Origin of the sequence: Sorangium sp. So ce131 (genome assembly GCF_051519095.1) — a bacterium.
Lineage (GTDB): Bacteria > Myxococcota_A > Polyangia > Polyangiales > Polyangiaceae > Sorangium.
In genome coordinates this window covers 5849641-5875403 of the sequence record NZ_CP150455.1, presented here as the reverse complement: position 1 = coordinate 5875403, position 25763 = coordinate 5849641, and the positions used below count along the sequence as shown (strand labels likewise).

Genomic DNA, 25763 nt, shown 5'->3' with positions numbered 1-25763 from the left:
GTAAAGGCTGTGTTCGCCGGTCCGTCCGGCGCGGTCGTCAGTCTCCCGGTGCCCGGCCGCGCAGATCCGAGCGGCAATTCTCAGGCGTTGTCGGCCGGGGACGGAGGCACCGCCAAAATAATCCTTGACGGACGCTGCTCGGCGGGTAGAGTCGCGCACCTCTCCGACGGGGCGGGTAGCTCAGCGGCAGAGCGTCGGCCTTACAAGCCGATGGTCGCAGGTTCGACCCCTGTCCCGCCCACTTCTGGGTTGGCGGTCCTGGGTACTACGACTGGTTTGATGTCAGTTTGGGGTGGTAGTTAAGTTGGTTATAACGCCGGCCTGTCACGCCGGAGGCCGCGGGTTCGAGTCCCGTCCACCCCGCCAGCTTGCTTTCGTGTCTTGACGTCGCTGTTCACTGGAGCCTCCCTCGGTTGGTTTGCATCGGCTCGATGCAGGCCGACGGGGACGGTCTGGCTCATGGGGCGGCAAGCTGGAGCAAGCTCGGCGCGCGCTGCGCGCGATAGCGGCCGACTGAGGTGTCGGCCAGCGATTTGCGCGTCCGCAGACGTGCAGCCGCGATGAGTGTCGTTTGGGGTGGTAGTTAAGTTGGTTATAACGCCGGCCTGTCACGCCGGAGGCCGCGGGTTCGAGTCCCGTCCACCCCGCCAACACGTCGGTCTCACCTCTTCGGACTACCCAGCACAACACGTCTTCTCCAGGACCTCTCTGGACTGTTCGGACGAGCTGGGCTTGGACTAGCTGGGTAACGTTCCAGCTCCGCTGCTCGGGATGCGAGCAGGTTCTGCGATGGCGGAGCGTGGCGCTACCGCGCCGCCATCACCCGCTGGATCGCCGCCTCGAGGTCGCGGAAGCTCACCGGCTTGATCATGTGCTCCAGGAAGCCGGCGCGCATCGTCTTGCGGCGGTCCTCCTCCATCCCGTAGCCGCTCAGCGCGATCGCCTTGACCTCATTGCCCGCGGACCGGAGCGACACGATGAGGTCCATGCCGCTGCCGTCCGGCAGCCCGAGGTCGCTCACGAGCAGATCGAACACCTCCGCCCCCGCCAGGTCGAGCGCGGCGCGGACGCTCCGGGCGATGCGCACCGTGTGGCCGGTCAACGTGAGCAGCTCGCTCATCATCTCCGCCGTGTCCTCGTGGTCCTCCACGAGCAGGATCCGCAGCGCGCGCTTCGGCGCGGCCGACCGGGCGGCGCTCGCCTGCGCCGGCGCCGCGGCGACCGGGGGCGCCGCGGCGGGCAAGAGGACGCGGAACGTCGCCCCGGCGCCCCGCCCCGGGCTGGAGGCCGTGATCGCGCCGCCGTGGAGCTGCACGATCGCCCGCGAGATCGCGAGGCCGAGGCCGAGCCCGCCGAAATGCCGCGCCGTCGCCGCGTTCCCCTGCTCGAAGGCGTCGAAGATCCGGGGCAGGAGCTCGGGCTCGATGCCGACCCCCTCGTCCCGGACCTCGATGACCACCCGCCCGCCCTCGTCGTAACAGCGCAGCTCGATCCGCGAGCCGGGGTGGCTGAACTTCACCGCGTTCTTCAGGAGGTTCCACACCACCTGCTCGAGCCGCGCAACGTCGGCCGCGATCCAGTGCTCGCCCGGGGCGACGTCGAGCGTCAGCCGGATGCTCTTCGCGTCGACCTCGTCCGCGCAGATCTCCAGCGCGTGCTCGAGCACCGTGCGCGCCGCGACCGTCTGCGTGACGAGCTCGAGCTTGCCCCGGACCACCCGCGTGAGATCCAAGAGATCGTCGATGAGGCGCGCCTCGAGCTCGGCGTTGCGCTGGATCATGGCGACGCCGCGGCGGACGTCGTCCGCCAGGTCGTCGCGGCGGAGCAGCCGCGACGCGGCGGTGACCACCGGGGTGAGCGGCGTCCTGAGCTCGTGCGACAGGACGGCCAGGAACTGATCCTTCGTGCGGCTCGCGTGCTCCGCCGCCTCGCGCGCCGCGATGAGGTCCGCCTCCACCTGCTTCCTGCGCGTGATGTCCTGCACCACCGCCATCGTGTAGGCGGCGCGGCCCTCCCCGTCCCGCCTCGCCGTCACCGTGGTGCTCGCCCACAGGCGCCCGCCGTCCTTCGTCACGTACCGCTTCTCGATCGCGAAATCCTTGAGCTCGCCCCGGAGCAACCGCTCGTAAAGCGCCGCGACCTCACTCGCGTCCTCCGGGGCCGTGACCTCGAGGAGCGTCCTGCCGAGGAGCTCCGCCACGCCGTAGCCGAGCATGTCGGCGAACTTCCGGTTCACCCGCAAGAACCGGCCCGAGGCGGGCTCGCACTGGACCTTGCCGACCACCGCGCTCTCGAAGATCGCGCGGAAATTCTCCTCGCTCGTCCGGAGCGCCTCCTCCGCGCGCTTGCGCTGCGTGATGTCGCTCACCATCGTGGACGCCCCGACGATCCTGCCGGCGCCGTCGCGGATCGGCGCGACGGTGAGCGACACGTCGAGGCGGCGGCCGCCGCGCGCGAGCCCGATCGTCTCCAGCGGGTCGAGGCGCTCGCCGCCGGTCACGCGATCGAGCACGCCGCGGAGCTCGTCGGCGCGCTCGGGGGGGACGAGGAGGTAGATGGGGCGGCCGGTCGCCTCCGCCTCGCTGTAGCCGAACATCCGCTCCGCGGCCGCGTTCCAGCTCGTGATCGCGCCGTCGACCGTCGCGCCGAGGATCGCCTGCTCCGCCGACTCGACGATCGCGGCGAGCTTGCCGCGCTGCACCTCGGCCTCCTTCAGGCTCGTCACGTTCACGAGCGTGATCACCACGCCCGAGATGACGTTGGCCAGCGTGCGGTACGGCAGGACCCGCATCATGTAGCAGCACCGGCCGTCGTCGAGCTGCACCTCCCGCTGCCTCGGGGCGAGCGTCCGCAGCACGTCGTGCGCGTCCGAGACGAGCGACGACGCGTCGAAGCGCGCCGCGATGTCGGTGATCGGCCTGCCGACGTCGCTGTCGATGAGCCGGAGCACCTCCGTCGCGGCCGGCGTGAACCGCCGGATCCTGAGCTCGTCGTCGAGGAACACCGTCGGGATCTGCGTGCTGAGCAGGAGGTTCTGGAGATCGCTGTTCGCGGCGTCGAGCTCCGCGAGCTTCACCTTGAGCTCGCTGTTCAGGATCTCGAACTCCTGGTTCAGGCTCTGGAGCTCATCGTTCATGCTGAGGAGCTCCTCGTTCGAGCTCTTGAGCTCCTCGTTGGACGTCTCGAGCTCCTCGATCGTGGTCTGGAGGTGCTCCCGCGTCGCCTTGAGCTCGTGCTCGAGCTGGTCGAGCAGGCTCGCGTTCTCCCGCCGCGGCCCGAGCGGCGGCGCCTCGCCCCGCGCGGCCGGCCGGAGCTCGTCGAACAGGACGACGAACAGGCCGAGGTCGTCGTCGATATCGCCGAGGGGCCGCACGACGAGGTTGATGCGCTGCGGCCCCGCGATGGTCTCGACCACGAGGTTCTCGTGCACCACCTGCTCGCGCGTCCGGACCGCGCGGTGCACGGCCGACCTCATCTCGGGGCGCAGCGCCCGCAGGACCATGTTCGAGACGTTGACGTCGAGCGCCCCGGTCGACGGCGCGAGGTATTTCCCCGTCTCGCCGGACAGGTACACGATGTCGCCCTGCTCGTTGACGACGACGCACGGCGGCCCGTAACGCTCGAGGAGGCGCCGCTCGATCGTGCGCTCGATGCTCTGCTCGGACGACCAGGTGCTCCGGCGCCCGTCCCCGCCGGCGCGCCGCTCCGTCCCGTTCCCGTCGCCGACGATCAGCCGCGGCGGGGCGTGCCCGACGACGCGCTTCTTCTGGAAGATCCGCCGCTTGCCGTCGATCGCGCGGAACAGCTCGCCCCGCTGCGACACGCTCTCCGACGGGCCGAGGAGCAGGTAGCCGCCCTCGAGGAGCGCGTAGTGGAAGAGCCCGAGCACCCGCCGCTGGAGCTCGCCTTCGAGGTAGATCAGCACGTTGCGGCACGAGATCAGATCGAGCCGCGAGAACGGCGGATCCTTGATGAGATCGTGCCTCGAGAAGACGCAGAGGTCGCGGATCGCCCTGACCACGCACGAGGTCCCCCCCTCCTCCGCGACGAAGAAGCGCGCGAGGCGCCCCGGCGAGAGGTGCTGCGTCGCCTCGCTGGGGTAGCGCCCCTGCCGGGCGACGTCGATGGCCTGGTCGTCGACGTCGGTGCCGAAGATCTGCACGCGCGGCGGCTCGGACAGGTGCCCGATCTGCTCCATGACGAGCATCGCGATCGTGTAGACCTCTTCCCCGGTGGCGCAGCCCGGCACCCAGACGCGGACGTGGCTGTCCGCCCCGCGGTCCGCGAAGATCGCCGGGACGATCTCCTGGCGCACGACCTCGAAGGTGTCCGCGTCGCGGAAGAACTCCGTCACGCCGATGAGCAGATCGCGGACGAGCTGCATGGGCTCGTCCGCCTCCCGCCGGAGCAGCGCCACGTAGTCGGTGATGGAGGTCGCCCGCGCCTGCGCCCGGTGCTGCACGCGGCGCACCAGTGTGGTGCGTTTGTACTGGCGGAAGTCGTGCCCCGTGCGCTCGAGGAGCAGGCCGCAGATCTCCGGCAGGCGCGCGGCGATCTCCTCCTCGGCGAGCGGCCCGCCGTCCCCGTCCCGGAGGCGCCGCGCTCGCTCGATCAGCGCGGCGGGCATGTCGCGGATCGCGAGCACATAGTGGACGAGCCCCGTCGCGATCGCGTGCTGCGGCAGCTCCGGGTGGTGGGCCGTCGCGGGGTGCTGCGCGATCGTGAGCCCGCCGTGCTCCCGGACGGCCTTGAGCCCGACCCCGCCGTCGTGCCCGGCGCCGGAGAGCACCACCGCCACGGCCCGCTGCTTCTGGTCCTCGGCGAGCGATCGGAGCAGCGCGTCGAGCCCCGCGCGGTGCCCGCGCGGCTCGGCGGGCTTGCTCAGCCGGAGCACGCCGTCCTGGATCGTCGACGCGGCGCCCGGCGGGACGATGTAGACATGGTCGGGCTCGATCGCCAGCCCGTCCACCACCTCCTGGACGTGCATCGCCGTGTGGGGCCCGAGCAGCTCCGGCGTCACGCCCGCGTGCTGCGGATCCAGGTGCACGAGCACGAACGAGGACCCGCTGCCGGGCGGCATCGCCGCGAAGAAGCTCCTGAACGCCTCGAAGGCGCCGGCCGACGCGCCGAGCGCGACGACGAGCCCGCCGGCAGGATGCGCCCGCCGGGTCGACGACGCGCCGCTCGCCGCATCGCGGCTCTCACCGTCGCTTCGCATAAAAGCGCTTCGACGATTAGTACACGTCCGAGACAACAGCCAGCGGCCGCCCGCAAGAATCATGGAGGACCGGGGCATAAGGAAACCCCTGACCACCATTTCGCGGCGAATCCCCTCCTCGGCCGCGCCCCTCGCCGGTGCGGGGCCAGCCGGCGCGCTCGGCGCGGCCGCGCCGCTTCTCCATTGACAAGCCACGTGCTCCCCGCGTGGCATAGGCGCCGAGCGGCCCAGAGCGGGCCGCCGGTCAGGGAGCGCCGATGAAACGACTGGTCGTGTGGTGGAGAGGGGCGCCCGTCGCCGTCAAGGTCGCGGCGGTGTGCCTCACGGTGTTCTCCGTGGTGCTCGTCGGGCGCTGCGCCGTGACCCCGCGGCGCGGGCAGGTCCTCGTGAGCGGCGCGGTGGTCGCGATCGACACGGTGCCTGCCGCGCCGCCGGGGGTCGTCGTGGTCGAGCAAGCGACGGAGTTCGGCGGGCCTCACAGCTCCGGGGTGAACGCGCTGCGCGGCCTCGTGTTCTTCGTGCCGGCCGGCACGTCGAGCCTCCTCGACACGGCCGGTCTGAGCCCGGTCGCGGCGCTCTACGCGACGCGGCTGGACATCTCGCCGCGCTCCTGGCAAAGCGGCTTCCCGGGCGTGCCCGGCGGCCGCAACGAGTGGTTCCAGATCGCCTATGAGGGAGAGTTCGTGACGTCGCGCAGCGGACCGCACCAGTTCGAGGTGCTCTCCGACGACGGCTCCCGGGTGTTCATCGACGACCGGCCGGTGATCGAGAACGACGGCCGGCACGAGCCGAGGAGCGCGCAGGGGTCCATCCTGCTCCAGCCGGGGAAGCACCGGATCCGGGTCGGCTACTTCCAGGGGCCGCGCTTCGAGATCGCGCTCCAGCTCTTCGTGACGCCCCCGCAGGGGACGCGGCAGATCTTCGACGTCTCCCGCGTGCTGTGAGCGCGGCGGGGCGGGCCCCTCAGCCGCCGCGCTGCGACAGCGTGAGCAGCGCCTTCACCGTCGAATAGGAGATATAGGGGTTGTCCTCGGCGCCGCCGAGATCGTCGCTGTCCTCCCCCGCGCCCTGGGCCTTCACCGGCATCCAGAGGTAATCCGGGTGGAGCTCCCTGCCGTTGACCCCGTTCGTGAGCGACGGGTTCTTGATCCACTCGCCGCCGAGGATGTTGAGGTTCCCGTCGAGCTCGAGCACGTAATGCAGCTCCGAGACGGAGAGCGGGACGTTGCGCTGCTCGGGCGGGAGGAGGAGCGTCTCGCCGGTGACCGCGTCCGAGATCATCCAGAAGCGCGCGGCGACGCGGACGAAGCGCCGCGCGTTCTGGTTGAACCGGTAATTATAACAATCGGCGCCTTGGTAGGCGCCGTTGCACAGGAGCCGCGCGGCTTCCTGCACGCCCACCTCCTCGATGACGTCGATCGAGAACTGCTTGACGGGGAAGCTCCACACCTCCGAGTCCCAGGTGTGATCGACGATGAACATGAGCCGCTTTCGCGGGCTCGACGCCTGGTTGAGCGGCGTCGCGCCGGTCCCGAGCAGCCCGGTCATGGCGATGTGCATCGTGGCGGGGTTGAGATCGCGGCAGGCGGGGTCGACGGGCCTGCCGTAGACGTCGCGCATCGTCCGGTCCGCGCGCGTCTCGCAGCGGCGCCCCGAGAAGGTCACGGAGTCGCCGAAGTAGAGCTCGCTCATGAGCGCCTCGATGTCGGCCATGCGAAAGAGCACGCAGCCGGCCTCCCCCGCGGCGCACTCGGTCACGGTGCTGCCGGAGCGCTTCACCCGGACGTCGCGGCGCGGCCCGGCGCCCTCGGCGGCGACGTAGGCCGACCAGCCGTTGCAGTGCCCCCACCAGTACTCCGGGTAGATGCCCTGGTAGAGCCCGTGGTGCTGGAGCTCCCAGCGCGTCGCCGGGCCGGCCACGGTGACCGCGGGCTGCACGTACGGCTGGTTGCCCGCGCTCCAGTAGGTGATGCCCGAGAGCGACTGCAGCTGTCCCGGATGGAAGAGCATATCGTACTTCTCGGCCGGAGAGAGGTTGTCCGGGTCAGAGGTGCGATCCGAGTAGTTCTTGTTGGCCGAGTTCCAGCGGTCGGCGATGCCGTTCTGCCGCTGCGGCCACCAGTTCGAGGGGAACGCGGCGGTCTGCGCCTCGCCCCCCCGGATCGACGTGTTCAGCTGGAGCAGGGCGCCCTTGAGCTCCGGGTGCAGGCTCGAGGGCAGGTTCGCGCCGTCCATCGCCTCGCGGCCCAGCGGGCGCGGGATGAGGAGCTGGTGGGAGCCGCCGAGGATCTGGCCGGTCTCGGGCGAGAAGCCGAGCACGTAAGGTACGGAGCCGCCTTCGATGAACCGGAAAGGCGAACCGTTCACGCTGCTCTCCGCGACAGCGACGCTCTCGCGCGGCGGCTCCTGATCCAGCTCGGCGCAGCCGATGACCAGAAACATTGCGCTCACGATGCTTGCCCTCGTCCGCGTCTTCATGGCCGTTCCCCCCGGAGTACGACGCCCGCCGACCCCTCGGGCGCTCTCTGCAGAGGCCGCGCCAACGGGCTTCGCGGCAAAGAGCGCAGCCGGTGCACGCGGCGGGCTCACCGCGCGCCGATCCTCCAGAGCACGACCTTCACGGTGTCGACGAGGATGGAGATATCGAACCAGAGCGACATGCGCTTTATGTAATAGAGGTCGTACTGGAGCTTCTCCAGCGCGTCCTCCGCGGACGCTCCGTAGCGGCAGCGCACCTGCGCGTGCCCCGTCACGCCCGGCTTCACGCAGAGCCGCTGCCGGAAGTAGGGGATCTGCTGCTCCAGGAGGTCGATGAACTCGGGGCGCTCGGGGCGCGGGCCGACCATGCTCATCTCGCCGACGAGCACGTTCCAGAGCTGGGGCAGCTCGTCGATCCGCGTCTTCCTGATGAACCGCCCGACGCGGGTGACGCGCGGATCGTCCTCGGTCGCCCACGCGGCGCCGTTCTTCTCGGCGTCGATCCGCATCGACCGGAGCTTGTGGATCCGGAACGGCCTCCCCAGGGCGCCGGTCCGGACCTGCGAGTAGAGCGCCGGCCCCCTCGAGTCGAGCTTCACCAGGGCGGCCGTGACGGCCATGAGCGGCAGCGCGAGGACGAGCCCGAGGGCCGCGCACACGACGTCGAAGGCGCGCTTCGCGACGAGCGTCCGCCGCCGCACGCTGAAGCCGTGCGAGAAGATGATCTGGCTCGGCCTGAGCTCGCGCACGAAGATCTTGCCGGTCGCGCGCTCGTAGAAGTCCATGCCCTCCTCGATCCCGACGCCGCGGAGCTTGAGCTCGAGCAGCTCCTCCAGCGGGAAGGCGCCGCGGCGGTCGGAGGTCGCCACGATCACGGCGGAGATGCCGCGCTGCTCGCAGAGGCGCCGGAGATCGCGAGTCCTCCCCGCGATCTCCGGGGCGTCGATCGGCTCGCCGTCGCTCACGAGCCGCCCGGCGAGGCGCAGGCCGATGATCTCTCCTTGCTTGCGGATCAGGGCCGCGCAGGCGCGGGCGAGCTCGCCCGAGCCCAGCACGAGCGCGCGCCGGGAGAAGCTCTCGCTCCTGAGGACGCGGTCGTACGCCGCGCGCCACGTCGGGATCACGAGCGCGGCGGCGCCGAGCGAGGTCAGGAGCATCCTGTCGCCGCGATGCCCGTCCGGCGCGAGCCAGAACGCGATCCACAGCACCGCCCCCGCGACGCCGAGCGCCCGGAACGTCGTCAGGAACAGCGCCCCCGGCGTGCGCGGCTCGGTCCCGTAGAGCCCATGATAATAGAGCGACGCCTGCGCGACGAGCGAGACGCCCAGCGTCCGTCCGAAGCGCTCTTCGTCGAGCGCGTGCTCCCAGCCCACGAGCACGCCTGGCGCGCAGCACACGAGCATCGAGATCAGGCTGGCCTCGACAAACCACACCATGGCCCGGCGCGGCGACCGGAACAGCTCCAGCATCGTCCCTCCCTCGCGTGGGCCCCGGACGGTCACGCGCGTCCCGGCGCGTCGCCTCTGGCGGGGCACACACGGTCCAAGTTGAGACCACACTAGAGCAGGGTAGGTTACACCGCCAGATGCCTCCAACGAATCTCGTTTCATGGCGGCGGACTCAACTGCGTTGCGCGAGGCCGGATTCAGCCACGTTTGCGCGACCTCTGGCGCTTGCGCTCCCGGCGCACGTTCGGCCACCGGGAGGCGCGCCGGGCGCGCTGCGCGAGAGGCTGTCAGCGACGGATTACGTACGTGGATTCCGCGGATCGGGTCGGGCAGAACGCTGCTGTCGATTCGGCATGTCGCGCGGGGCGGTTGCGGCGCGGCGGGCGCGCGGCGGGCGCGTTGCGGGCGGCCGCGAGGGCGGCCGGTGGTGTCGTCATTCGGGATCGCGGCGCGCGGTGTGGTGCGGGTCCGTCGACAACGTCCCGGAGAGGCCTGCCGTGACGATGGCCCTGAGCGAGCCGCCGGGCTGCCCTGCGGCGGGCGCCGGATCGAGCGCGGCGCGCACGTACTCCAGATCGAGGCCGCCGCGCAGCGCGACCCCGCGCGAGAGGGGGACCTCGATCTGCGCGCCGGCGAGCGCGGTGGTCGTGGACAGCGCCCCTTCGCTGGGGGGCGCCGGCGCGCCGGGGCTCAGCTGCAGCGGGGGATTCGCGGCGACGGGGGCGCTGCCGGTCGAGAGCCGGACGACGCCGGTGACGAGCAGGTCGCGGTGCGCGCCCCCGCGCAGGGGCCGGAGGCTCGCTTCGAGCGAGGCCTCGTGCTCGTGGCCGAACCCGATCCGCGGCCCGAGCGACGTGTAGGCATAGGTGTAATCCGCGGTCAGGCGGTAGCGCTCGGCGAGGCAGGTGAGCCCTGCGCGGGCCGCGGGCGTGACCACGGCGCGGCGCGACGACAGCACGGGCGGCGGGCTCGCGACGGTCAGGCCGCCGGCGACGCGGGCCGAGACGTTCCGGGTGAGGTCGCGGGACGCGGCGAGGAGCGCCGAGCCGGCGTGGATCCGCGCGGGCCCGCGGGAGAGATCGGTGTCGAGCACGGCGTGGTAAAGCTGGGTGACCTCGTAGCGGAGCTCCGGGGTCAGCGCCTCGCGCGGGCCGAGCTCGACCGAGGCGCTCGCGTCGGCGCGCCCCGTGTGCGCGTCGACCCCGGCCGCTTCCGGGTCGTCGGCCGAGAGCGCGCCGGCCTGGTCGTACCCGACCGCGACGCGCACCGCGGCGCGCCGGGACGCGGCGATGGCCAGCGCCGGCGCCCCGGAGAGGGTGTACTGGAGCCGGTTGCCGGACAGGAACGGGTCGCGCGCGGCGAGCGCGTCCGCGGCGCGCACGCCGAGGCGCGTCGCGAGGTAGCCGGCCGTGGCGAGCGAGAGGTCCGTGGACGGCGACAAGGTCCAGCCCGCGCCCCCGCCGACGCGCGCCGAGACGCTGTCCGAGGGCGCCGATCCGACAGCGCCGAGCGAGACATGGAGGACGCGCTCGTAGCTCCCGTCGAGGTGGACGTCGTAACGCGACGTCGCGCCGCGCAGGGCCCCCTCCACCGCGCCCTCGACGCCCGCCATCAGCGCGCCCGCGCCGGCGCCTGCGCCGCCGACGCTCGAGGTCATGCTCTGCTCCACGGCCGCCCGCGCCGTCACGTCGGAATCCAGCATCGGCAAGACGAACGAGAACACGCGCCCCCTCCCCCCTCGCTGCCGCGCGGCGCGCCCCGCGGCGCCGAACAAAAGGAACGGAATCGACCGCCCTCCCCGCAGCTCGCGCAGCGCCCGGAGCGTCCCACGTTCGGTTGCGTTTGCAATATTACAATTGAGCTGCTTCGTGGCGCGGTGCGCCTAGGTCTGCGTGGGTTGCGATGGGGATCGCGCCGGTTCGCGGGCGAGGACGGGTGTGGCCGAGCGCGCGCGCGGCGCGGACGTGCGCGGGCGGGGTGGGACGGACCTCGGATTCCACGCGGATCCTGCTGGGGAAAACGCGGCGGGCTCGCGATGTGAACCCCATGAGCAAGCCCGGCGTGGATCTGGACGCAGAGGGACGATCGAGGCCGCTGCGCGTCCTCTGGGTGACGCGGATCTTCCCCAACCGGGTCGAGCCGCTGGCCTGCGCGTTCCAGCGCCAGCAGCTCGCGGCGCTCTCGCGCCGGTGCGACGTGGAGGTCCTCGCGTCGATCCCGTACCACCCCGGCGTGTCGCTGCTCGGCGCGCGCACGCGCCCCGGGCGCCTCGCGGCGGTGCCGGAGCGCGACCGGATCGACGGCGTCCCGGTGGTCCACCCGCGCGCGCCGTACCTTCCGGGGGCGGGCCGGGTGCTCGCGCCCGTGAACGCGCCGCTCTACCTGGCGGGGCTCTTGCCGCACGTCCCGCGGCTGCGCGGGCGGTTCGACGTCGTGCTGGGGGCGTGGCTCTACCCTGACGCCTGCGCCGCGGCCGTGCTCGCGCGGGTGCTGCGGCTCCCCTACGCGGTGAAGGCCCACGGCACGGACGTGAACGTCGTCGCCCGCTGGCGCTCGGTGCGCCCGCTCGTCGGCGGCGCGCTCCGCTCGGCCGCGTGCGCCATCGGCGTGAGCCGCCCCATGGTCGAGGCGCTCGCGGCGCTGGGCGCCCCGAGGGAGCGCGTGGTGCTCGTGCGCAACGGGGTGGATCGCGCGCTCTTCCGCCCGGGCGACCGGCTCGCCGCCCGGCGGGAGCTCGGGCTGCCGGAGCGCGGGCGCATCGTGACGTTCGTCGGGAACGTCACCCGCCAGAAGGGCATCGGCGAGCTGCTGGATGCCTTCGAGGGGCTGGGCGCGCCGGGCGGAGCGGGCGCCGGGCCGGTGCACCTCGTGGTGGTCGGCGAGGGCCCGGAGCGGCGCGCGGTCGAGCAGGCGGCCGCGCGCCGCGCCCGGGAGCGGAGGCGCGACCGGGAGCGCGGGTGGCGGGACCTGGGCGAGGAGCGCGGGCGGATCCTGGCGGTCGGGGCGCGGCCGCTCTCCGAGGTGGCCCGCTACCTCGCCGCGACCGACCTCCTGGCGCTCCCGAGCTGGGCGGAGGGCACCCCGAACGTGGTGCTGGAGGCGCTCGCCTCGGCGCGCCCCGTGGTGGCCACGCGGGTGGGGGGCATCCCGGAGGTGGTCGAGCCGGGGCGCACCGGCGTGCTCGTGCCGCCGCGCGACGTGGGGGCGCTCGGCAGGGCGCTCCGCGAGGCGCTCGCGCGGACGTGGGACGAGCGCGCGTTCGCCGAGGCGGCGCCGCCGTCGTGGGAGGAGAGCGCCGAGGCGCTCTGGCGGGCGCTCGCGCGGGCGGCGTTCGGGGAGAGCGGGCGGGCGGCCGCTTGAGGGCGGATGGGTAGCCGGGGCGCTTCGCGGGGGTGTCGCCGTCCTGGCCGGAGCGCCACATGCACGGGGGAGCCGGGATTCCCTGGGGAACGTCGGTGAACGGCTACGGCGAGGATGACCCACGTCCGCGATGGGGCGCGCCGCTCAGGACACGGTTGCCCACCACAGATCGTTCATCGATAGGTCTTCATAGTCGACGTTTAGCGAGATTTTGCGGCCAAGTGCCTTCTCAAGAAGCTCTGGATCAACTCGGTATTGGTGATGGTGTATATGCCTGAATTGAATCCATGTTACGGCGCTCGCGTGCCCGTGCCGGAACACATCACTGAGATCCTGTTTCACAGAGGACTCACCGGCGCATCGTTACGACTTGGCGCGGTGGATGTTAGGTGATAGTTGCCCACCAAAGTTCGTCCAACGATAGGGCGCCGTAGTCGATGTTCTGCGAGACCTCGCGCCGAAACACCTTCTCGAGAATCTCTGGCGCAACCTGATAATCTCGCTCCCTCGTCGACTTGAATGGAATCCACGTGACGTCGCGTGGCAGATCCGAACGCGGAACGTCGTCCCGCACTGCACCTACTGGGATACGCGCACAGACAAGCCCCACGATTTCCGTGTCCGCGTCGAGGACCCGGCCCCACTCCTCGTCGCCAGGCTCCCAATCCACGCTGGAGCCTGAGGAGTGCGCTGCCAACGCCTGAAGGGCATCGTGGACCTTCTCGTGGGTCCAAGGCGCAGATGCTGCGAGCCCCTGCCGAAATGTCTCGCTGAGATCCTGCTTCATTGAGGACTCCCCGGCGCACCGTGGATGAGACCCGTTTCGGTGCGGTAAAGGTTCAGGACGTTGGTCCTCTGACCTGTCTTGGCATGCACGCCGATGAAGTCGTCAAAAAACAACCCTTGCCTTGCTACCGTCGCTTCCTGCCCACGGGTTTGCCTCGTCGGCGTAAGCCGCAGCATCAAGGACGAGCTGCTTCGCGTCCACTCCGTAGAAGACCTGGCTCTTGCCGTCGGAAAGGCTGCCTACCGTAGCGCTCAAGGTGAGCAAGACGCGAGAATAGGCTGGCCGCCGCTTGAGGGCGGCGGATCAAGATGCCGCGGAGGAAGCTTCGGTCGGACGCGTGCTGGCTGTTCAATCCGGCGGATGAATGAACATCCGGATGTCGCTGAGCGCCGTCTCCCCACCGCCGCCCTCGTCACGCGACGTGACGGCCGAGGTCCCTCCGCCCGCGAGCGGCCGCGGCGCGAACCGCGGAGAGATCAGTCGAGGTACGCAGGGAACCGCGGGAGCGCCGCGAGATCATCGGGCTCGTGCTGCACCACGAACCGGGCGCGGGTCGCGTCGACCAGCGCGTGGATGCGCTCCATCGAGCGGATGGACTCCTCGCGATCGGTGTTGAAGGGGGGCACGCGGCGCTCCTTCCAGTTCCCGTGGGTGTGGCAGAGATCCCCCGAGATGACGAGCGTGCCCGCGCGTCGGAGCCGGACGATGAGGGTCTGGTGGCCGGGCGTGTGGCCGGGCGTCGGCACGATCCGCACGGCGCCGTCGCCGAAGAGGTCCGCTTCCCCGTCGAGGAGCTGCAGCTTCGCCTCGCGGTACGCCGAGATGAGCGCAGGATCGACGGTCGGCGGCGGCGGCGTCGCCGTCGCCCACTCGAGCTCGCGCCGCTGCAAGATCCACGTCGAGGTCGGGAACAGGTTGGCGTTGCCCGCGTGGTCGACGTGCAGGTGCGAGAAGGCCACGTACTGCACGTCGGCGGGCGTGAGCTTCAGCGCGCGCAGGCGCTCGCGGAGCGGCGTCTCGACGTGGAACCGGATGCCCGAGGGAGGATGGACGACCCCGCCCTTGGTCTCGGCGATCGCGTCGCTGATCCCCGTATCCCACAGCAATGTCCCGCGGGGGTGCCGGATGAGGTAACACGACGCGACCAGCTCCCTCGGGGGGCCATCGTCGCCGAACGCCGCCATGTCCTTGATGTCGGCTCGACCGCAGTCGAGCGCGTAGAACCGCACTTCCGAGGGGGCCTCCGGCCCTCCCTGCGGCGCCGGAGCGGGCGCGGGCGCAGGCGCGGGCGCGGGCGCGCTCCCGGCGCAGGAGGGCAGGAGCACGAGGAACAGAGCAGCCAACCACCGTTCAAGGGACGTCATATCTCCTCACTCTCGCCGCCGCGTGGGCCGTCCAGGGCGCAGCGAGCGGATGGCGGGGAGGATAGCGACGACGCTCCGTCCGCAACAGCGGCGAGCCGTGTCCGCGGCCCGGGGGCCGCCGGCGTTCCCGAGAGCCGCCGGCGTTCCCGAGGATCGACGGCGAACCCCGGCTCAGCTCAGCCGCTCGCCTGGGCGCGCTTCGCCGCCACGACCGGATCGACGTGCGGCGCCACGGCGAGCAGCTCCCAGGTGTCGTGGAGCCCGTCGAGGTAGCTCACCGGGACGCCGGTGAGGTCCGCGCCGTCGAGGCAGTTCAGGTTCACGGAATAGTACGCTCCGCCGAGCTCCGGGATGTCTCCGTGCCCGAAGACCCGGACCCCGCACGTCTTGCAGAAGCGGCCATGGCCCGCCTCGGACCGCGTGTAGTCGCCGAGGACCCCCTCGCCGGCCAGCAGCCGGAAGGCGCTCGGCTTGACGATGCAGCCCCACCACTGCGTCTTCTTGCAGATGGTGCAGTTGCACCGGGTCGTCCCGGCGCTCGGGTCGATGTCGGCTTCGAAGCGCACGGCGCCGCAGGGGCAGCTGCCCTGGTAGGCCCGGGCGCCGGGGGTCGTCGTGGTCTGCTCGGAGGTGGCGTTGCTCATGGGCGAAAGCTCCAGGGGTGCGGGCGGGACCCCTTCGGGTGTCTCCGCCCAGGTGATGAGAGGAGGTTACTCTGGATTGCGGACAGATTCGGTCCGCAATAAAGAGGAGCCGCACGTGATCCAGACCTCCGCGCGCCTGCTGAAGCTCTTGTCGCTGCTCCAGTCCCGGCGCTTCTGGGCGGGCGCGGATCTGGCGCGCGAGCTCGAGGTGACGGAGCGCAGCGTCCGGCGCGACGTGGACCGGCTCCGGAGCCTCGGGTACCCGGTGCACGCGGCCACGGGCGTCGGCGGCGGCTACCAGCTGGGCGCGGGGAAGGAGCTGCCGCCGCTGCCGCTCGAGGACGACGAGGCGGTCGCGGTCGCGGTGGGGCTGCGGGTCGCGGCGACCGGGCCCGTGAAGGGGCTGGAGGAGGCGTCGGTCCGCGCGCTCGGGAAGCTGGAGCAGGTGCTGCCGAAGCGGCTCCGGCGCAAGGTGAGCGCGCTCGACGCCGTGAGCGTGCGCCTCGGCGACGTCGGCCCCGGCTTCGACGCGGACGCGCTGGCGGTGATGGCGAACGCGTGCCGCGACGCCGAGGTCCTGCGCTTCGCGTACGAGAGCCACGCGGGCGCGGAGAGCGCGCGCCTCGTCGAGCCCTACCGGCTCGTGCACACGAGCCGCCGCTGGTACCTGCTCGCGTACGACCTCGATCGCGACGGGTGGCGGACGTTCCGCGTCGATCGCATCCGCGAGAAGCCGACGGCCGGCCGCCGCTTCACGCCGCGCCCGCTGCCCTCCGAGGACGTGGCCGCCTACGTCTCCCAGGCGGTCTCGACGGACGCATACCGGATCCGCGCGCGCGTGACCGTGCACGCCCCCGCGGATGTCGCCGCGGCGCGGCTGTCCGGCGTGGCGGGGCGCATCGAGGAGCGCGGGCCGGACCGCTGCCTGGTCCACGCGGGCGGCGACAGCCTCGAGGCGCTCGCGTTCTACTTCGGGTTCCTGGGGTTCGAGTTCGAGGTGCACGAGCCGAAGGAGCTCATCGAGCACCTCCGCCGCCTCTCCGAGCGCCTCGCCCGGGCCGCGGGCCGGGCCGAGGCGGCGGCGCCGGACCCGGGCGCGCGGTGACGCCCAGGCTGCGGCGGAGCCGCTTCCCGCGCCCGGAGGTTCGGGCGACCATGGATACGTGAGCATCGAACGCGCCGTGCTGGAGCAGCTCGAGCGGGTGGGCGGCCGCCTCGGGCAGGGCAAGGCCCTCCGGCTGCTCGAGGACATCGCCTGGCCGCGCGAGGTGGAGGAGCGCTTCTTCGCGTCCGGCGAGGACCAGCTCCCCGAGGTCGAGTACCGCGTGGATCGCGACGGGCTCGCGCGGCGCGCCGCCGAGCTGCGCGAGCTCCTGCGGTCGATCGACGGGGACGCGCCGGCGCTCGGCTGGCTGCGGGACAACGTCGGCGCGCAGATCCAGGCCACGGAGCTGCTCGCGGCCGCGGGCACGCGCGAGTTCTCCGCGAGGTCGCGGGAGCTCTACGGCAGCGCGCGCTCGCGGTTCTTCGGGGGCGCGCTCAGGAACATCGATCTCGCCGAGCACCTCGCCGAGCGCCTGCGCGTGCACGGCTGGGACGAGGCCAGCGATCCCGAGGAGGAGCCGCTCGACGCGGGCGCGCTGCGGGACGCGCTCGCCGCCCGCGTCGCCGCGCGCCGGCCGCCGCTCGACATCGAGGTCACGCTCGACCCGCGCATCACCGCCAAGGTGGTGGCCGGCATGAGCCGGATCCGCGTCCGGCCGGAGGCCACGTTCGCGTCGTGGGAGGCCGAGGGGCTGTGGCACCACGAGGTGGAGACACACGCCCTCACCGCGCACAACGGCGCGGCGCAGCCGCGGTTCTCGTTCCTGCGCTCGGGCGGCCCGCGCACCACGCGCACCCAGGAGGGGCTCGCCATCTTCGCCGAGCTGTACAGCCGCTCGCTCTCCATCGGCCGCCTCACCCGGCTCGCCGAGCGGGTGCGCCTCGTGGACATGGCCGAGCAGGGCGCGAGCTTCCTCGACCTCTACCGTCACCTGCGCGAGCGCGGCGCCGAGCGCCGCGACGCCTATTTCGACGCGCAGCGCGTCTGCCGCGGCGGCCTCTGCGAGGGCGGCGCGCCCTTCACCAAGGACGCCTGTTACCTGGCCGGGCTGCTCGAGGTCTACGCCTTCCTCGCCGCCGTCCTGCGCGGCGGGCTACGCGACGAGGTGGAGCTGCTCGTGTGCGGCCGGATCGCGCTCGACGACATCGCGGTGCTCGCGGAGCTGCGCGCGGCCGGCGCGCTCGAGCGGCCGCGTTACCTGCCGGGCTGGCTGCGCGCGTGGCAGACGCTCCTGCCCTACTTCGCCTTCACCTCGTTCATGGACGGCATCGACCTCGGCCCGGTGGAGCGCCACTTCCAGGAGCTGCTCCGCGTCGCCGCGGCCGCGGGGCCGGCCGCAGCAGGGAAGCGGCGCCGCGGCCGGGCGCGGGAGGAGTGAGCGGCGGCGTACCATCGAGGAGGCGCGTGGGGGGATCGCCCCGACGCACGCGCTCGTCCTGATGTCCAACCTTCGCCGTCGAGGTGTCACATGGAGCTCGCGCGGCACGCGGCCTTCCCGTGGGATCACCTCCTGTTCAACCCTCTGCTCCGCTGGGCGGTCCTGGAGTGGCCCGGGGAGGGCGCGCCGCCCGGGCCGCGGAGGGACATCGCCTACTTCGTCGACCCGGACACGGCGGAGTCGGACGCCGCGGCGTTCAGCGCCCTGCGCGACCGCTGGCTGATCGACAAGGCCACGTCCGCGCCGTAGCTGAACGAGACCGAGGACACGGCCCTGCCGCTCGCGGTACCCTCGCCCGTCGAGCCCCGAGGCGCCGCGCTCCGCCGCGCCTCCTCCGCGCGCCTGCAACGAGGCCGAACATGCGATCCTGGATCTCTGCCCGCCGAATCCTGTGTGTCACCCTGCTCGCGCCGCTCGTCCTCGGGATGGGCGTCGGTGAGCAGGAGTTCCTGTGCGAAAACGCGGCCGCGCACCTCGAGCAGTGCTGTCCCTCGTTCACCGCGGCGCCCGCGCTCTGTCAGGAGAACACCGGCTGCGGCGACGAGGAGGAGATGAGGCTCACGATCGCGGAGAGCCTGTGCATCCAGGACAAGGAGTGCGACGATCTCGTCGCGAGCAACGTCTGCGAGCGGGCCGCCACACGCTCCGGGCTCGCGGACGGGAGCACGGACGTCGCGCGCCCGGCGGTGTGTCCGTGAGGCGGCATATCCGCTCGTCCTCGTCGAGCAGACGATGGAGCGTCGCTGCCGCGCTCTCCGTGCTCTCGGCGCTCTTCACCCCCGCCCTCGCCATGGCGCAGGAGCGGCCGCCCGCTCAGGCATCCCCTGCTGCGACGGCGCCTGCCGCGGCGCCCCTCCCCTCCTCGCCGCCCGCCTCGGCCCAGGCGACATGGACCGCGCCGCCCGGGGCGCAGCAGCCTTACCCGCCGCCGCCCGGCGCCTACGCCTGGGGTCCCTCCGGACCACCGTCCCAGACGCCCGCACCTGAAGCGCCCAAACCCGCCGAGGGCCCGGCGGGGTGGCGGCGCGGCTTCGGCTTCAGGCTCCACGCCGGCGGCTCGTGGCAAAGCTTCTATTCCACCGGCATCTACGGCGCGAGATTCGGCGCCGCCGCCGGGGGAACACTCGAGCACGTCGCGCTCTGGGGAGAGCTCGAGGGGTTCGTCGGCGTCACCGAGTTCGGCCTCCCCGTACGTATGTTTCGCCCGAGCTTCGTGGTGGAGACCCACCTCGGCGACTTCCGGCTCGGCGGAGGGGTGGGCCTGCTCGCCCTCGGGGTGAGCCGCGCGACGTCGTCGTCGTCCATGACCGCCGCCGCGGTCGGGCTCAGCGCGCACCTGAGCTACGACCTCGTGATCTTCGACCAGCACGCGATCTACATCGCGGCGCGGATGAACGTCGATCCCTCCTCGACGATGCTCTGGGGACCCTCGGGATCCCTGGGCTTTCGCTACTAGGCGCGGGGCGCCGTCGCGAGCGCCGCGGCGCCGGCGCGGCCCCCGGGCGCCGTGCGCGGGCGGGCGCGGCTCACCCCCAGCTCACCGACCACGTACACCGCGGCGCGCCGTGGTGCCTGCACGCCACGTGATCGACCGCGACGCGCCGGCTGCCCGAGAGGTGGAGGCCCGCCTCGAGCCAGCCCGAGATCCCCTGGCTGCACATGTACAGAGGGAGACCTCCGCCCGAGAGCGCGACCGTCCCCGAGACCTCGCTGACGTTCGCCGTGCTCATGTCGCCGAACTTGAAGTACGTCTTGAAGACGAGGCCGATGCGCTTGAAGAGGAGCGACGGGGAGCCCGCCATCGTCTTGTAGACCGTCGTCAGATCGTGCCGGGCGACGTCCGCGCCGAATTGACGCATCTTCTCGAGCTTGCCGCCGAAGGCCCCGTTCAAGAGCACGCGGTCGAGCTCGATCATCGGCCCGAGGTCGTTCCAGGACGAGGGGAGCTGCGGAACAAGCAGGTAACGCGCCGCATCGGGCGACAGCTGGCGGCCGAGATCCGCCACGAATCGGTCGCCATAGTTCTGCCGTATGGCCTGGGCACGCGCGCTGAGCAGCGTCCCCTTCACGTAGTTGCCCTCCGAGACGATCCGGGGGTCGCCGAGGAACGGGGCGAAGTCTGGCGCCTGCATACTGCGGATTGCTCCCATCTTGCTGGAGTATAGAGGCAGACCCGCCGAGATGTGTGACAGATCAGCGTCGCCTGTCGAGTGAGGGCGCTTTGTCTTCTGTCACGCTGACCAGCCTGCGCCGCGACGGATTGCGTCGTATTCTTGCGGTTCGGCGACCAGCGCATTTTTCAGCGCTCAACGTTGCCGCGGGGCCCTGGCCCCGAGCCAGCGCGGCGCTCCGTCTGCGTCCGGCGCTCCGTCTGCGTCCGGCGCTCTGCGTCCGGCGCCCCGCGCGCCGCGACGTTGGCCGGCGGCTGCGTTTCTGCTCTGTTTCGCGGGCGCCGCTGCGGATGGAACGCTCGCCGAGGCACACGTTTCCCGCGATCGGCGCCCCAGCGCGGTGTGCCGCGGACATCGGGCGCCTTTCCGGATGACGCGTGGCGCACACGCATGTACTCGGCATGACGCGTGCTGGCCGACGCTGGCTGACGACGGCCGGCGCGGCCCTTCGCGCCGAGCAACACCGGGAGGCAGCATGCGACCTATTCGACACATCCTCACCACCGCGGCGCTCGCGTTGTGCCTTGTCGGCGCGGCGGCGCGCGCCGGCGCGGCGCCCGTCGCCGGTCACCCGCGACTCTGGCTCACGCCCGACCACCTCCCCCGGCTGCGCAGCTGGGCCGCGGACGGCAACAACCGCATGTACAAGGACGGGCTCCTGCCCGCGCTCCAGCGCGCGATCGCGACCTACGACAGCCGCTTCTTCCCGAACGGCAGGCCGAACCCGACATGGCCGGACGGCGGGACCAACGCGTACGTGCAGTATCCGACCGAGGCGTACGCGCAGTTCTTCGCCTTCGTGTCGCTCATCGATCCCGTCGTGGCGGCGCGGCCGGCCCACGCGGTCAGGGCGCGCAACCTGCTGATGTACGCCATCGAGGAGGCCAGCAAGGGGCGCGCCGAGAACAAGCCGTTTCGCGGCCCCGGGTTCTCGACCGGCGATCGCTCGCGCTGGTGGGGCGACGGGTTCCCGCTGACCCTGGACTGGATCTACAACGCGACCGACGGCCAGGGCCGCCCCGTGCTGAGCGCCGCGGACAAGGAGAAGATCAGGAAGGTCTTCCTCCGGTGGACCGACGAGAACCTCCACGCCGCCACGGCGGGCAACGAGCACCCGCAGCCGGTCGGCGTCGTGAACGATCCGGCGCTGGTCCGCGATCCGGAACGGCTCCGCTGGGCGGCGAACAACTTCTACCTGGGCCACCTCCGCCAGGTCACCTTGATGTCGCTCTCGATGGACGAGGCCGACGATCGCCCGCTCGATCCGCGCTCGCCGCCGGAGGCGCTCGGCAACACGCTGCGCAGCTACCGCGCGAACGCGACCGGCGCCTGGCTCTACCAGGCCTACGCTCTGTTCGAGACCGCCGAGGTCGCGGCGAAGCGCCTCGGCGCGCCGCCCGACGGCCTCGGCGCCGCCAGCGGCGGCCTGCCCGTCGAGGGCCTCCTCTACGGCGGCGGCATCGCGAGCCTCCACCAGGCGCTGCTCGCGCTGCACACGGCGGGGTACGCCACCCCGGCCCTGTCCGGCCCGCAGATCGCGCTGCTGCGCAGCGGCTACTGGGACCGGTTCACGGACGGCATCCTGCATTCGCTCGCGCCCGCCCCGGTCACGATGGCGTCGAGGGCCGACCTCGGGCCGGTCTACGAGGTGGCCAACTACGGCGACACGATGCGCGCCTGGTTCGAGCCGCGCTTCGTCGACACGTTCGGCTCGCTCGGCGTCTACGACTACCTCACGGGGAACACCGCGCGCCTCGAGAAGACGCGCTGGATCGTGGCCAACGCGGTCGAGGGCGGCGCGCCCGCGCTCTACGCGCGCACGTCCAGGGTGTGGGCCTCGCCGGTCCCGAGCCGGGCCATCCTGAGCTTCCTGCTCTTCGATCCGGCGGCGCCGCTCCCGCCGGACCCTCGCCCGTCGATGCCCACGGTCTTCTTCGAGCGGGCGACGGGCCGCGGGAGCGTGCTCGCGCGCACGGGCTGGACGAAGGACGCGCGGTGGTTCACCTGGCGGTGCGGCTGGGTCACCATCAACCACCAGATCGGCGACTGCAATCAGATCGGGCTCTACCGCAAGGGCGAGTGGCTGACGAAGGAGCACACGAGCTACTCGAACAACCTCATCGGGGCGACGACCGATTACCACAACACCCTCTCCCTGCAGAACGACAAGCCGTCGCGGGTGCGCTGGTACGAGACGGAGATCGTCGCGCGAGGCGGCCAGTGGCGGGAGGGTCGCGCCGCCGGCGATCCGACCACGCGCATGAGCAGCGGCGCGGGGTACGTGTTCGCCGAGGGGGACGCGACCGCCCTGTACAACACGCGCCCGAACGCCTGGACGCCGGCGGACATCGCGAGCGACATCGTCCACGCGAGCCGGTCCGCCGTGTGGCTCATGCCCGATCACGTCGTCGTCTACGATCGCGCGGCGTCGCGCACCGCCGGCCGCTTCAAGCGGTTCAACCTGATGACGACCGCGGCGCCCAGGATCGAGGGCCGGACGGCCAGCGTCGCGACGCCCCGAGGCCAGGCGCTGTTCGTCCAGAGCCTCCTGCCGCGCAGCGCCGTCATGAAGGCCACGCCGGTCGAGGACGTCGAGAAGCCCGCCGAGCTGGAGCCGACGACCCACCGCCTCGTCGTGGAGGACCCCGCCGGCCCCGCGGATGTGCGCTTCCTGCACGTGCTGCAGGGCGCGGACGGCGGCGCCCGGATGGATCCCGCCGTGCGCATCGAGAGCGACCAGGGCGCCGCGTTCGAGGGCGCGCTGGTGGCGGGCACGGCGGTCCTGTTCCGCGCGGCGCCGCAGGCCCACGCGGGGCCGCTCGCCTACCAGGTGCCCGGCGCGGCGCGCAGCCACGTGATCACCGGCCTCACGCCGAAGGCCGGTTACGACGTCGCCGCCGTCGTGCAGGGGGGAAAGGCGCAGATCCGCGTCACCCCGGGCAGGACCTACACGACGGACGACGCAGGGGTCCTCGCCTTCCGAACCCCTTAGAGCGGCGCGCCTCTACCGGCGCGGCGCGCCCTTCAGGGCTTCTGGGCGAACACCCGGTCGAGCTCCTCTTTGCCCATCACCGGCGCCCACGGCAGGAGCTCGTACTGCGCCACGGACCGCTTCGTGAACGGGTCGCCGTCGCGGATCTGATCGAGCGTCGCGGTCACCGCGTCGTCGGGCACCCGGAGCAGGAGCGCGCCGCCGTAGCGGGGATCGAGCGGGCCGGACGCGAGCAGCAGGCCCTGCTCCATGAGCCGCTTCAGGTAGGCCCGGTGCTCGTCGACGACGGGCAACACCTCCTCGAGCGGACGCCGATACCGGATGATCGCAATCGCGTACATAGCTCCTCCAACGGCCGGACAACGGCAGACCGCTGCCATTCTCATGGAAGCCGGCGAGCGCGTCATAGCGGCTGCGTTCTCGCACGTCGAGCCCGGAGCCGCCCCGGCCGCCCGCGGCGGCGGCGAGCCCGCGGCGGGGCGAGAGAAAAAAGAGGGCGCTACCGGAATGCCCCAACTCCCGTTCTCCAGGCTTGACTCGGCGCTCCGCCGTGCAACGGCGCGTGGCGAAGGGCGGACGAGCCGAAGGCGCCCGCGGCGCGGCCGAACCGGCCGTCATCGCACGCGCCCCTTTCCCTTCGCCCTTCCGTCTGGCAGTGTGCGCGACCTCCGCTGGAGACATCTGTATGGCGCGACCTCCGAAAGCAGCACCTGCTCCCCTTCTCCCCTCCTCGCCGGCCGCCGCGCTCGCGGCGTACGGCCGCGTTGAGCCGAAGCTCCTCGAGCTCGGCCCCGAGGACCTCGTGACGGTCTACGTCGAGGTCCCCAGGGCCGTGAGCTCCGTGCTCTCCGCCCTGCCCCACCTCCGCGAGATGCGCGAGGAGATCGTCCGGGACCTCCCGAACCACCCGATCGAGATGCTGGACGAGCTCGAGGACTACGCCCTCGCGGCCTGGTACGCCGACCTGCTCTACAGCACGCCCGCGAGCGAGCTCGACACGAAGAAGCTCACCGAAGACGCGTCGACGCTGCGCGAGGGGCTCCTCGTCGCGGCCGAGGCGCTCGCCTACCGGAACCTGCTCGACAAGCAGCGCGTCGCCGACATCCGCAAGGGCCGCGGCCACTCGGACCTCGCGGGCGACCTCGTCGCCCTGGCCGAGCTCTTCCGCGGCTCCTGGGACAAGGTCCGCGCGAAGACGGCCGTCGAGGACGAGGAGCTCGAGCGCGCCGCGGATCTCGGCGTGCGCCTGCTCGCCGCGCTCGCCGCGAAGCCCGGCAAGGGCTCGGCCGCGGCGCCGAAGATCACCGACGCCAGCGACCGCCGCGCCCGCGCGATCTCCCTCGTGGCCAAGGCCTACGAGGAGTGTCGCCGCGCCGTCGCCTACCTGCGCTGGCACGACGGCGGCGACGGCGAGCTCGCCCCGTCGCTCCTCCAGAAGCCGCGCGGCCGCCGCCCGAACTCCGAGAAGGCCGCCGCCGGCGCGAGCAGCGCCGGCGCCGACGCGACGAAGGCGCCCGCCGACGACACGCTCGCGGCCCCCGCCTCGGCCGACGGCGCCCTGCCGCCCGCGCAGGCGGCGAACGACGCCGAGCCAGCAGCCCTGGCCTGACAGAGCGGCGGTCACCCGCTGCGGATACGGGCCCACCTCGACGTTTTCGGTGCTCAGCGCACAGGAGTGCGCTTGCGCGCCGAAAACGCCGATCTGGGCCCGTCTCCTGTGCGGGTGACCGCCGCTCTTTCTACCGGGTGCGGGTCGACTGCTCGATGAGCTCGACCTTGTAGCTACCGGGTGCGGGTCGACTGCTCGATGAGCTCGACCTTGTAGCCGTCCGGATCCTCGACGAACGCGATCACCGTCTTGCCGTGCTTCATCGGGCCCGGCTCGCGCGTGATCTTTCCGCCCGCGGCGCGGATGCGGTCACACGCCGCGTGGATGTCGTCGACGCCGAGCGCGATGTGCCCGTACGCCGTGCCGAGCTCGTACTTCTCCACGCCCCAGTTGTGCGTGAGCTCGATCTCCGCGTGCTCGGGGTTCCTCCCGTAGCCGAGGAAGCACAACGTGAACTTGCCCTCGGGGTAGTCCTGCCGCGACAGGAGCTGCATCCCGAGCACGTCCCTGTAGAAGCCGATCGAGCGCTCGAGATCGCCGACCCGCAGCATCGTGTGCAAGATCCTCATCCGCCTCGTGTCTCCTCTCCGGATCGAGCGCCCCGCGGCGCTCAGCCGTACCGCACCGAGATGATCTCCATCTCCGCCTCGCCCGCCGGGCGGCGCACCGTGATCACGTCCCCCGCGCGCTTGCCGAGGAGCGAGCGGCCCACCGGCGAGCGCCAGCTGATGCGCCCCGACGCGCTGTCGATCTCGTCCTCGCCCACGATCTGGTAGGTGTGGCGCGCGCCGTCCTCGTCCTCGATCTCGACCGTGGCGCCGAAGAAGACCTTGTCGCCCCGCTGCTCCGCCGGATCGACAACGACGGCCTTCTCCAGCCGCTTCGTCAGGTAGTGCATCCGCCGGTCGATCTCGCGCAGCTTCTTCTTGCCGTAGATGTACTCGGCGTTCTCGGACCGATCGCCCTGGGCCGCGGCGTCCGCGACCTCCTGCACGATGCGCGGCCGCTCCACGGACCGGAGCCGCGCGAGCTCCTCCGACAACTTCCTGGCCCCGCTGGGCGTGATGTAAGCCGGGTCGGACATGGTTCGAACGCGCCGGAGCCTACGCCGCGCCGCCCGTCGGATCCACCACCGCGGCGCCGTCCGTC

At 72.0% G+C, this 25763-nt stretch carries 20 protein-coding genes and 3 tRNA genes; 12 read left to right on the top strand and 11 right to left on the bottom strand.

Annotated elements, in window-relative coordinates:
• The first annotated feature begins 169 nt into the window (after positions 1-169).
• The 3 genes from WMF43_RS21270 to WMF43_RS21260 all read left to right on the top strand — a co-directional run bounded on the left by WMF43_RS21270 (position 170) and on the right by WMF43_RS21260 (position 650).
• Positions 170-241 (top strand) — tRNA-Val (locus tag WMF43_RS21270).
• A gap of 48 nt (positions 242-289) precedes the next feature.
• Positions 290-366, top strand: a tRNA-Asp gene (locus WMF43_RS21265).
• A 207-nt stretch (positions 367-573) separates the two neighbouring features.
• Positions 574-650: transfer RNA gene (locus WMF43_RS21260), tRNA-Asp, on the top strand.
• 155 nt (positions 651-805) lie between these two features.
• On the opposite strand, the gene WMF43_RS21255 is transcribed toward WMF43_RS21260, so the two are convergent.
• Entirely contained in the window at positions 806-5218 is a 4413-nt protein-coding gene (locus WMF43_RS21255) for a PAS domain S-box protein (protein ID WP_437682794.1), read from the bottom strand.
• Between the two features lie 257 nt (positions 5219-5475).
• Between WMF43_RS21255 and WMF43_RS21250 the strand changes: the two genes are divergently transcribed.
• Entirely contained in the window at positions 5476-6162 is a 687-nt protein-coding gene (locus WMF43_RS21250; protein WP_437682792.1) for a PA14 domain-containing protein, read from the top strand.
• Positions 6163-6181: 19 nt separating this feature from the next.
• Here WMF43_RS21250 and WMF43_RS21245 read toward each other — a convergent pair whose 3' ends face one another.
• The 3 genes from WMF43_RS21245 to WMF43_RS21235 form a co-directional block, all read right to left on the bottom strand.
• Positions 6182-7660 carry a hypothetical protein gene (locus WMF43_RS21245; protein WP_437684052.1) on the bottom strand — a complete coding sequence of 493 codons (1479 nt, stop codon included), beginning with the start codon at positions 7658-7660 and terminating at the stop codon, positions 6182-6184.
• Between the two features lie 143 nt (positions 7661-7803).
• Positions 7804-9165 (bottom strand): TIGR03013 family XrtA/PEP-CTERM system glycosyltransferase, encoded by a 1362-nt coding sequence (locus tag WMF43_RS21240; protein WP_437682790.1) that lies wholly within the window; start codon positions 9163-9165, stop codon positions 7804-7806.
• A gap of 412 nt (positions 9166-9577) precedes the next feature.
• Positions 9578-10867: a hypothetical protein gene (locus WMF43_RS21235; protein WP_437682788.1), complete on the bottom strand. Its 1290-nt coding sequence runs from the start codon at positions 10865-10867 to the stop codon at positions 9578-9580.
• 323 nt (positions 10868-11190) lie between these two features.
• Here WMF43_RS21235 and WMF43_RS21230 point away from each other — a divergent pair, with 323 nt between their 5' ends.
• Entirely contained in the window at positions 11191-12504 is a 1314-nt protein-coding gene (locus tag WMF43_RS21230) for a glycosyltransferase family 4 protein (protein WP_437682786.1), read from the top strand.
• A gap of 385 nt (positions 12505-12889) precedes the next feature.
• On the opposite strand, the gene WMF43_RS21225 is transcribed toward WMF43_RS21230, so the two are convergent.
• The 3 genes from WMF43_RS21225 to WMF43_RS21215 all read right to left on the bottom strand — a co-directional run bounded on the left by WMF43_RS21225 (position 12890) and on the right by WMF43_RS21215 (position 15299).
• Positions 12890-13291, bottom strand: coding sequence for a hypothetical protein (locus tag WMF43_RS21225; protein ID WP_437682784.1), 402 nt, complete (start codon positions 13289-13291; stop codon positions 12890-12892).
• A gap of 476 nt (positions 13292-13767) precedes the next feature.
• On the bottom strand, positions 13768-14655 hold the full coding sequence (locus tag WMF43_RS21220; RefSeq protein ID WP_437682782.1) for an N-acyl homoserine lactonase family protein: 888 nt from the start codon (positions 14653-14655) through the stop codon (positions 13768-13770).
• 176 nt (positions 14656-14831) lie between these two features.
• The gene (locus WMF43_RS21215) at positions 14832-15299 is read right to left on the bottom strand and encodes a GFA family protein (RefSeq protein WP_437682780.1); all 468 of its coding nucleotides are present in this window, start codon (positions 15297-15299) and stop codon (positions 14832-14834) included.
• Positions 15300-15414: 115 nt separating this feature from the next.
• Between WMF43_RS21215 and WMF43_RS21210 the strand changes: the two genes are divergently transcribed.
• The 5 genes from WMF43_RS21210 to WMF43_RS21190 all read left to right on the top strand — a co-directional run bounded on the left by WMF43_RS21210 (position 15415) and on the right by WMF43_RS21190 (position 19298).
• Positions 15415-16404: a helix-turn-helix transcriptional regulator gene (locus WMF43_RS21210; RefSeq protein WP_437682778.1), complete on the top strand. Its 990-nt coding sequence runs from the start codon at positions 15415-15417 to the stop codon at positions 16402-16404.
• Positions 16405-16462: 58 nt separating this feature from the next.
• Entirely contained in the window at positions 16463-17782 is a 1320-nt protein-coding gene (locus tag WMF43_RS21205) for a flavohemoglobin expression-modulating QEGLA motif protein (RefSeq protein WP_437682777.1), read from the top strand.
• Positions 17783-17872: 90 nt separating this feature from the next.
• The gene (locus tag WMF43_RS21200; protein ID WP_437682775.1) at positions 17873-18091 is read left to right on the top strand and encodes a hypothetical protein; all 219 of its coding nucleotides are present in this window, start codon (positions 17873-17875) and stop codon (positions 18089-18091) included.
• Positions 18092-18201: 110 nt separating this feature from the next.
• A complete protein-coding gene (locus WMF43_RS21195) occupies positions 18202-18540 on the top strand; it encodes a hypothetical protein (protein ID WP_437682773.1) in 339 nt (112 codons plus the stop codon).
• On the top strand, positions 18537-19298 hold the full coding sequence (locus WMF43_RS21190; protein WP_437682772.1) for a hypothetical protein: 762 nt from the start codon (positions 18537-18539) through the stop codon (positions 19296-19298). Before WMF43_RS21195 ends, WMF43_RS21190 begins: the two co-directional genes overlap by 4 nt.
• A gap of 70 nt (positions 19299-19368) precedes the next feature.
• Here the strand turns inward: WMF43_RS21190 and WMF43_RS21185 are convergent, their stop codons facing one another.
• Complete coding sequence (locus WMF43_RS21185) at positions 19369-19974, bottom strand: hypothetical protein (RefSeq protein ID WP_437682770.1); 606 nt, start codon at positions 19972-19974, stop codon at positions 19369-19371.
• 514 nt (positions 19975-20488) lie between these two features.
• On the opposite strand from WMF43_RS21185, the gene WMF43_RS21180 reads away from it, so the two are divergent.
• Positions 20489-23005 (top strand): hypothetical protein, encoded by a 2517-nt coding sequence (locus tag WMF43_RS21180; protein ID WP_437682769.1) that lies wholly within the window; start codon positions 20489-20491, stop codon positions 23003-23005.
• A gap of 32 nt (positions 23006-23037) precedes the next feature.
• Here the strand turns inward: WMF43_RS21180 and WMF43_RS21175 are convergent, their stop codons facing one another.
• Positions 23038-23346: a YciI family protein gene (locus WMF43_RS21175; protein WP_437682767.1), complete on the bottom strand. Its 309-nt coding sequence runs from the start codon at positions 23344-23346 to the stop codon at positions 23038-23040.
• Between the two features lie 344 nt (positions 23347-23690).
• Here WMF43_RS21175 and WMF43_RS21170 point away from each other — a divergent pair, with 344 nt between their 5' ends.
• Complete coding sequence (locus WMF43_RS21170; RefSeq protein WP_437682766.1) at positions 23691-24614, top strand: hypothetical protein; 924 nt, start codon at positions 23691-23693, stop codon at positions 24612-24614.
• A gap of 173 nt (positions 24615-24787) precedes the next feature.
• On the opposite strand, the gene gloA is transcribed toward WMF43_RS21170, so the two are convergent.
• Together gloA and greB are read right to left on the bottom strand one after the other, a co-directional pair.
• On the bottom strand, positions 24788-25183 hold the full coding sequence (gene gloA / locus WMF43_RS21165; protein WP_437682764.1) for a lactoylglutathione lyase: 396 nt from the start codon (positions 25181-25183) through the stop codon (positions 24788-24790).
• 41 nt (positions 25184-25224) lie between these two features.
• A complete protein-coding gene (greB, locus tag WMF43_RS21160; protein WP_437682763.1) occupies positions 25225-25698 on the bottom strand; it encodes a transcription elongation factor GreB in 474 nt (157 codons plus the stop codon).
• Positions 25699-25763: the final 65 nt, after the last annotated feature.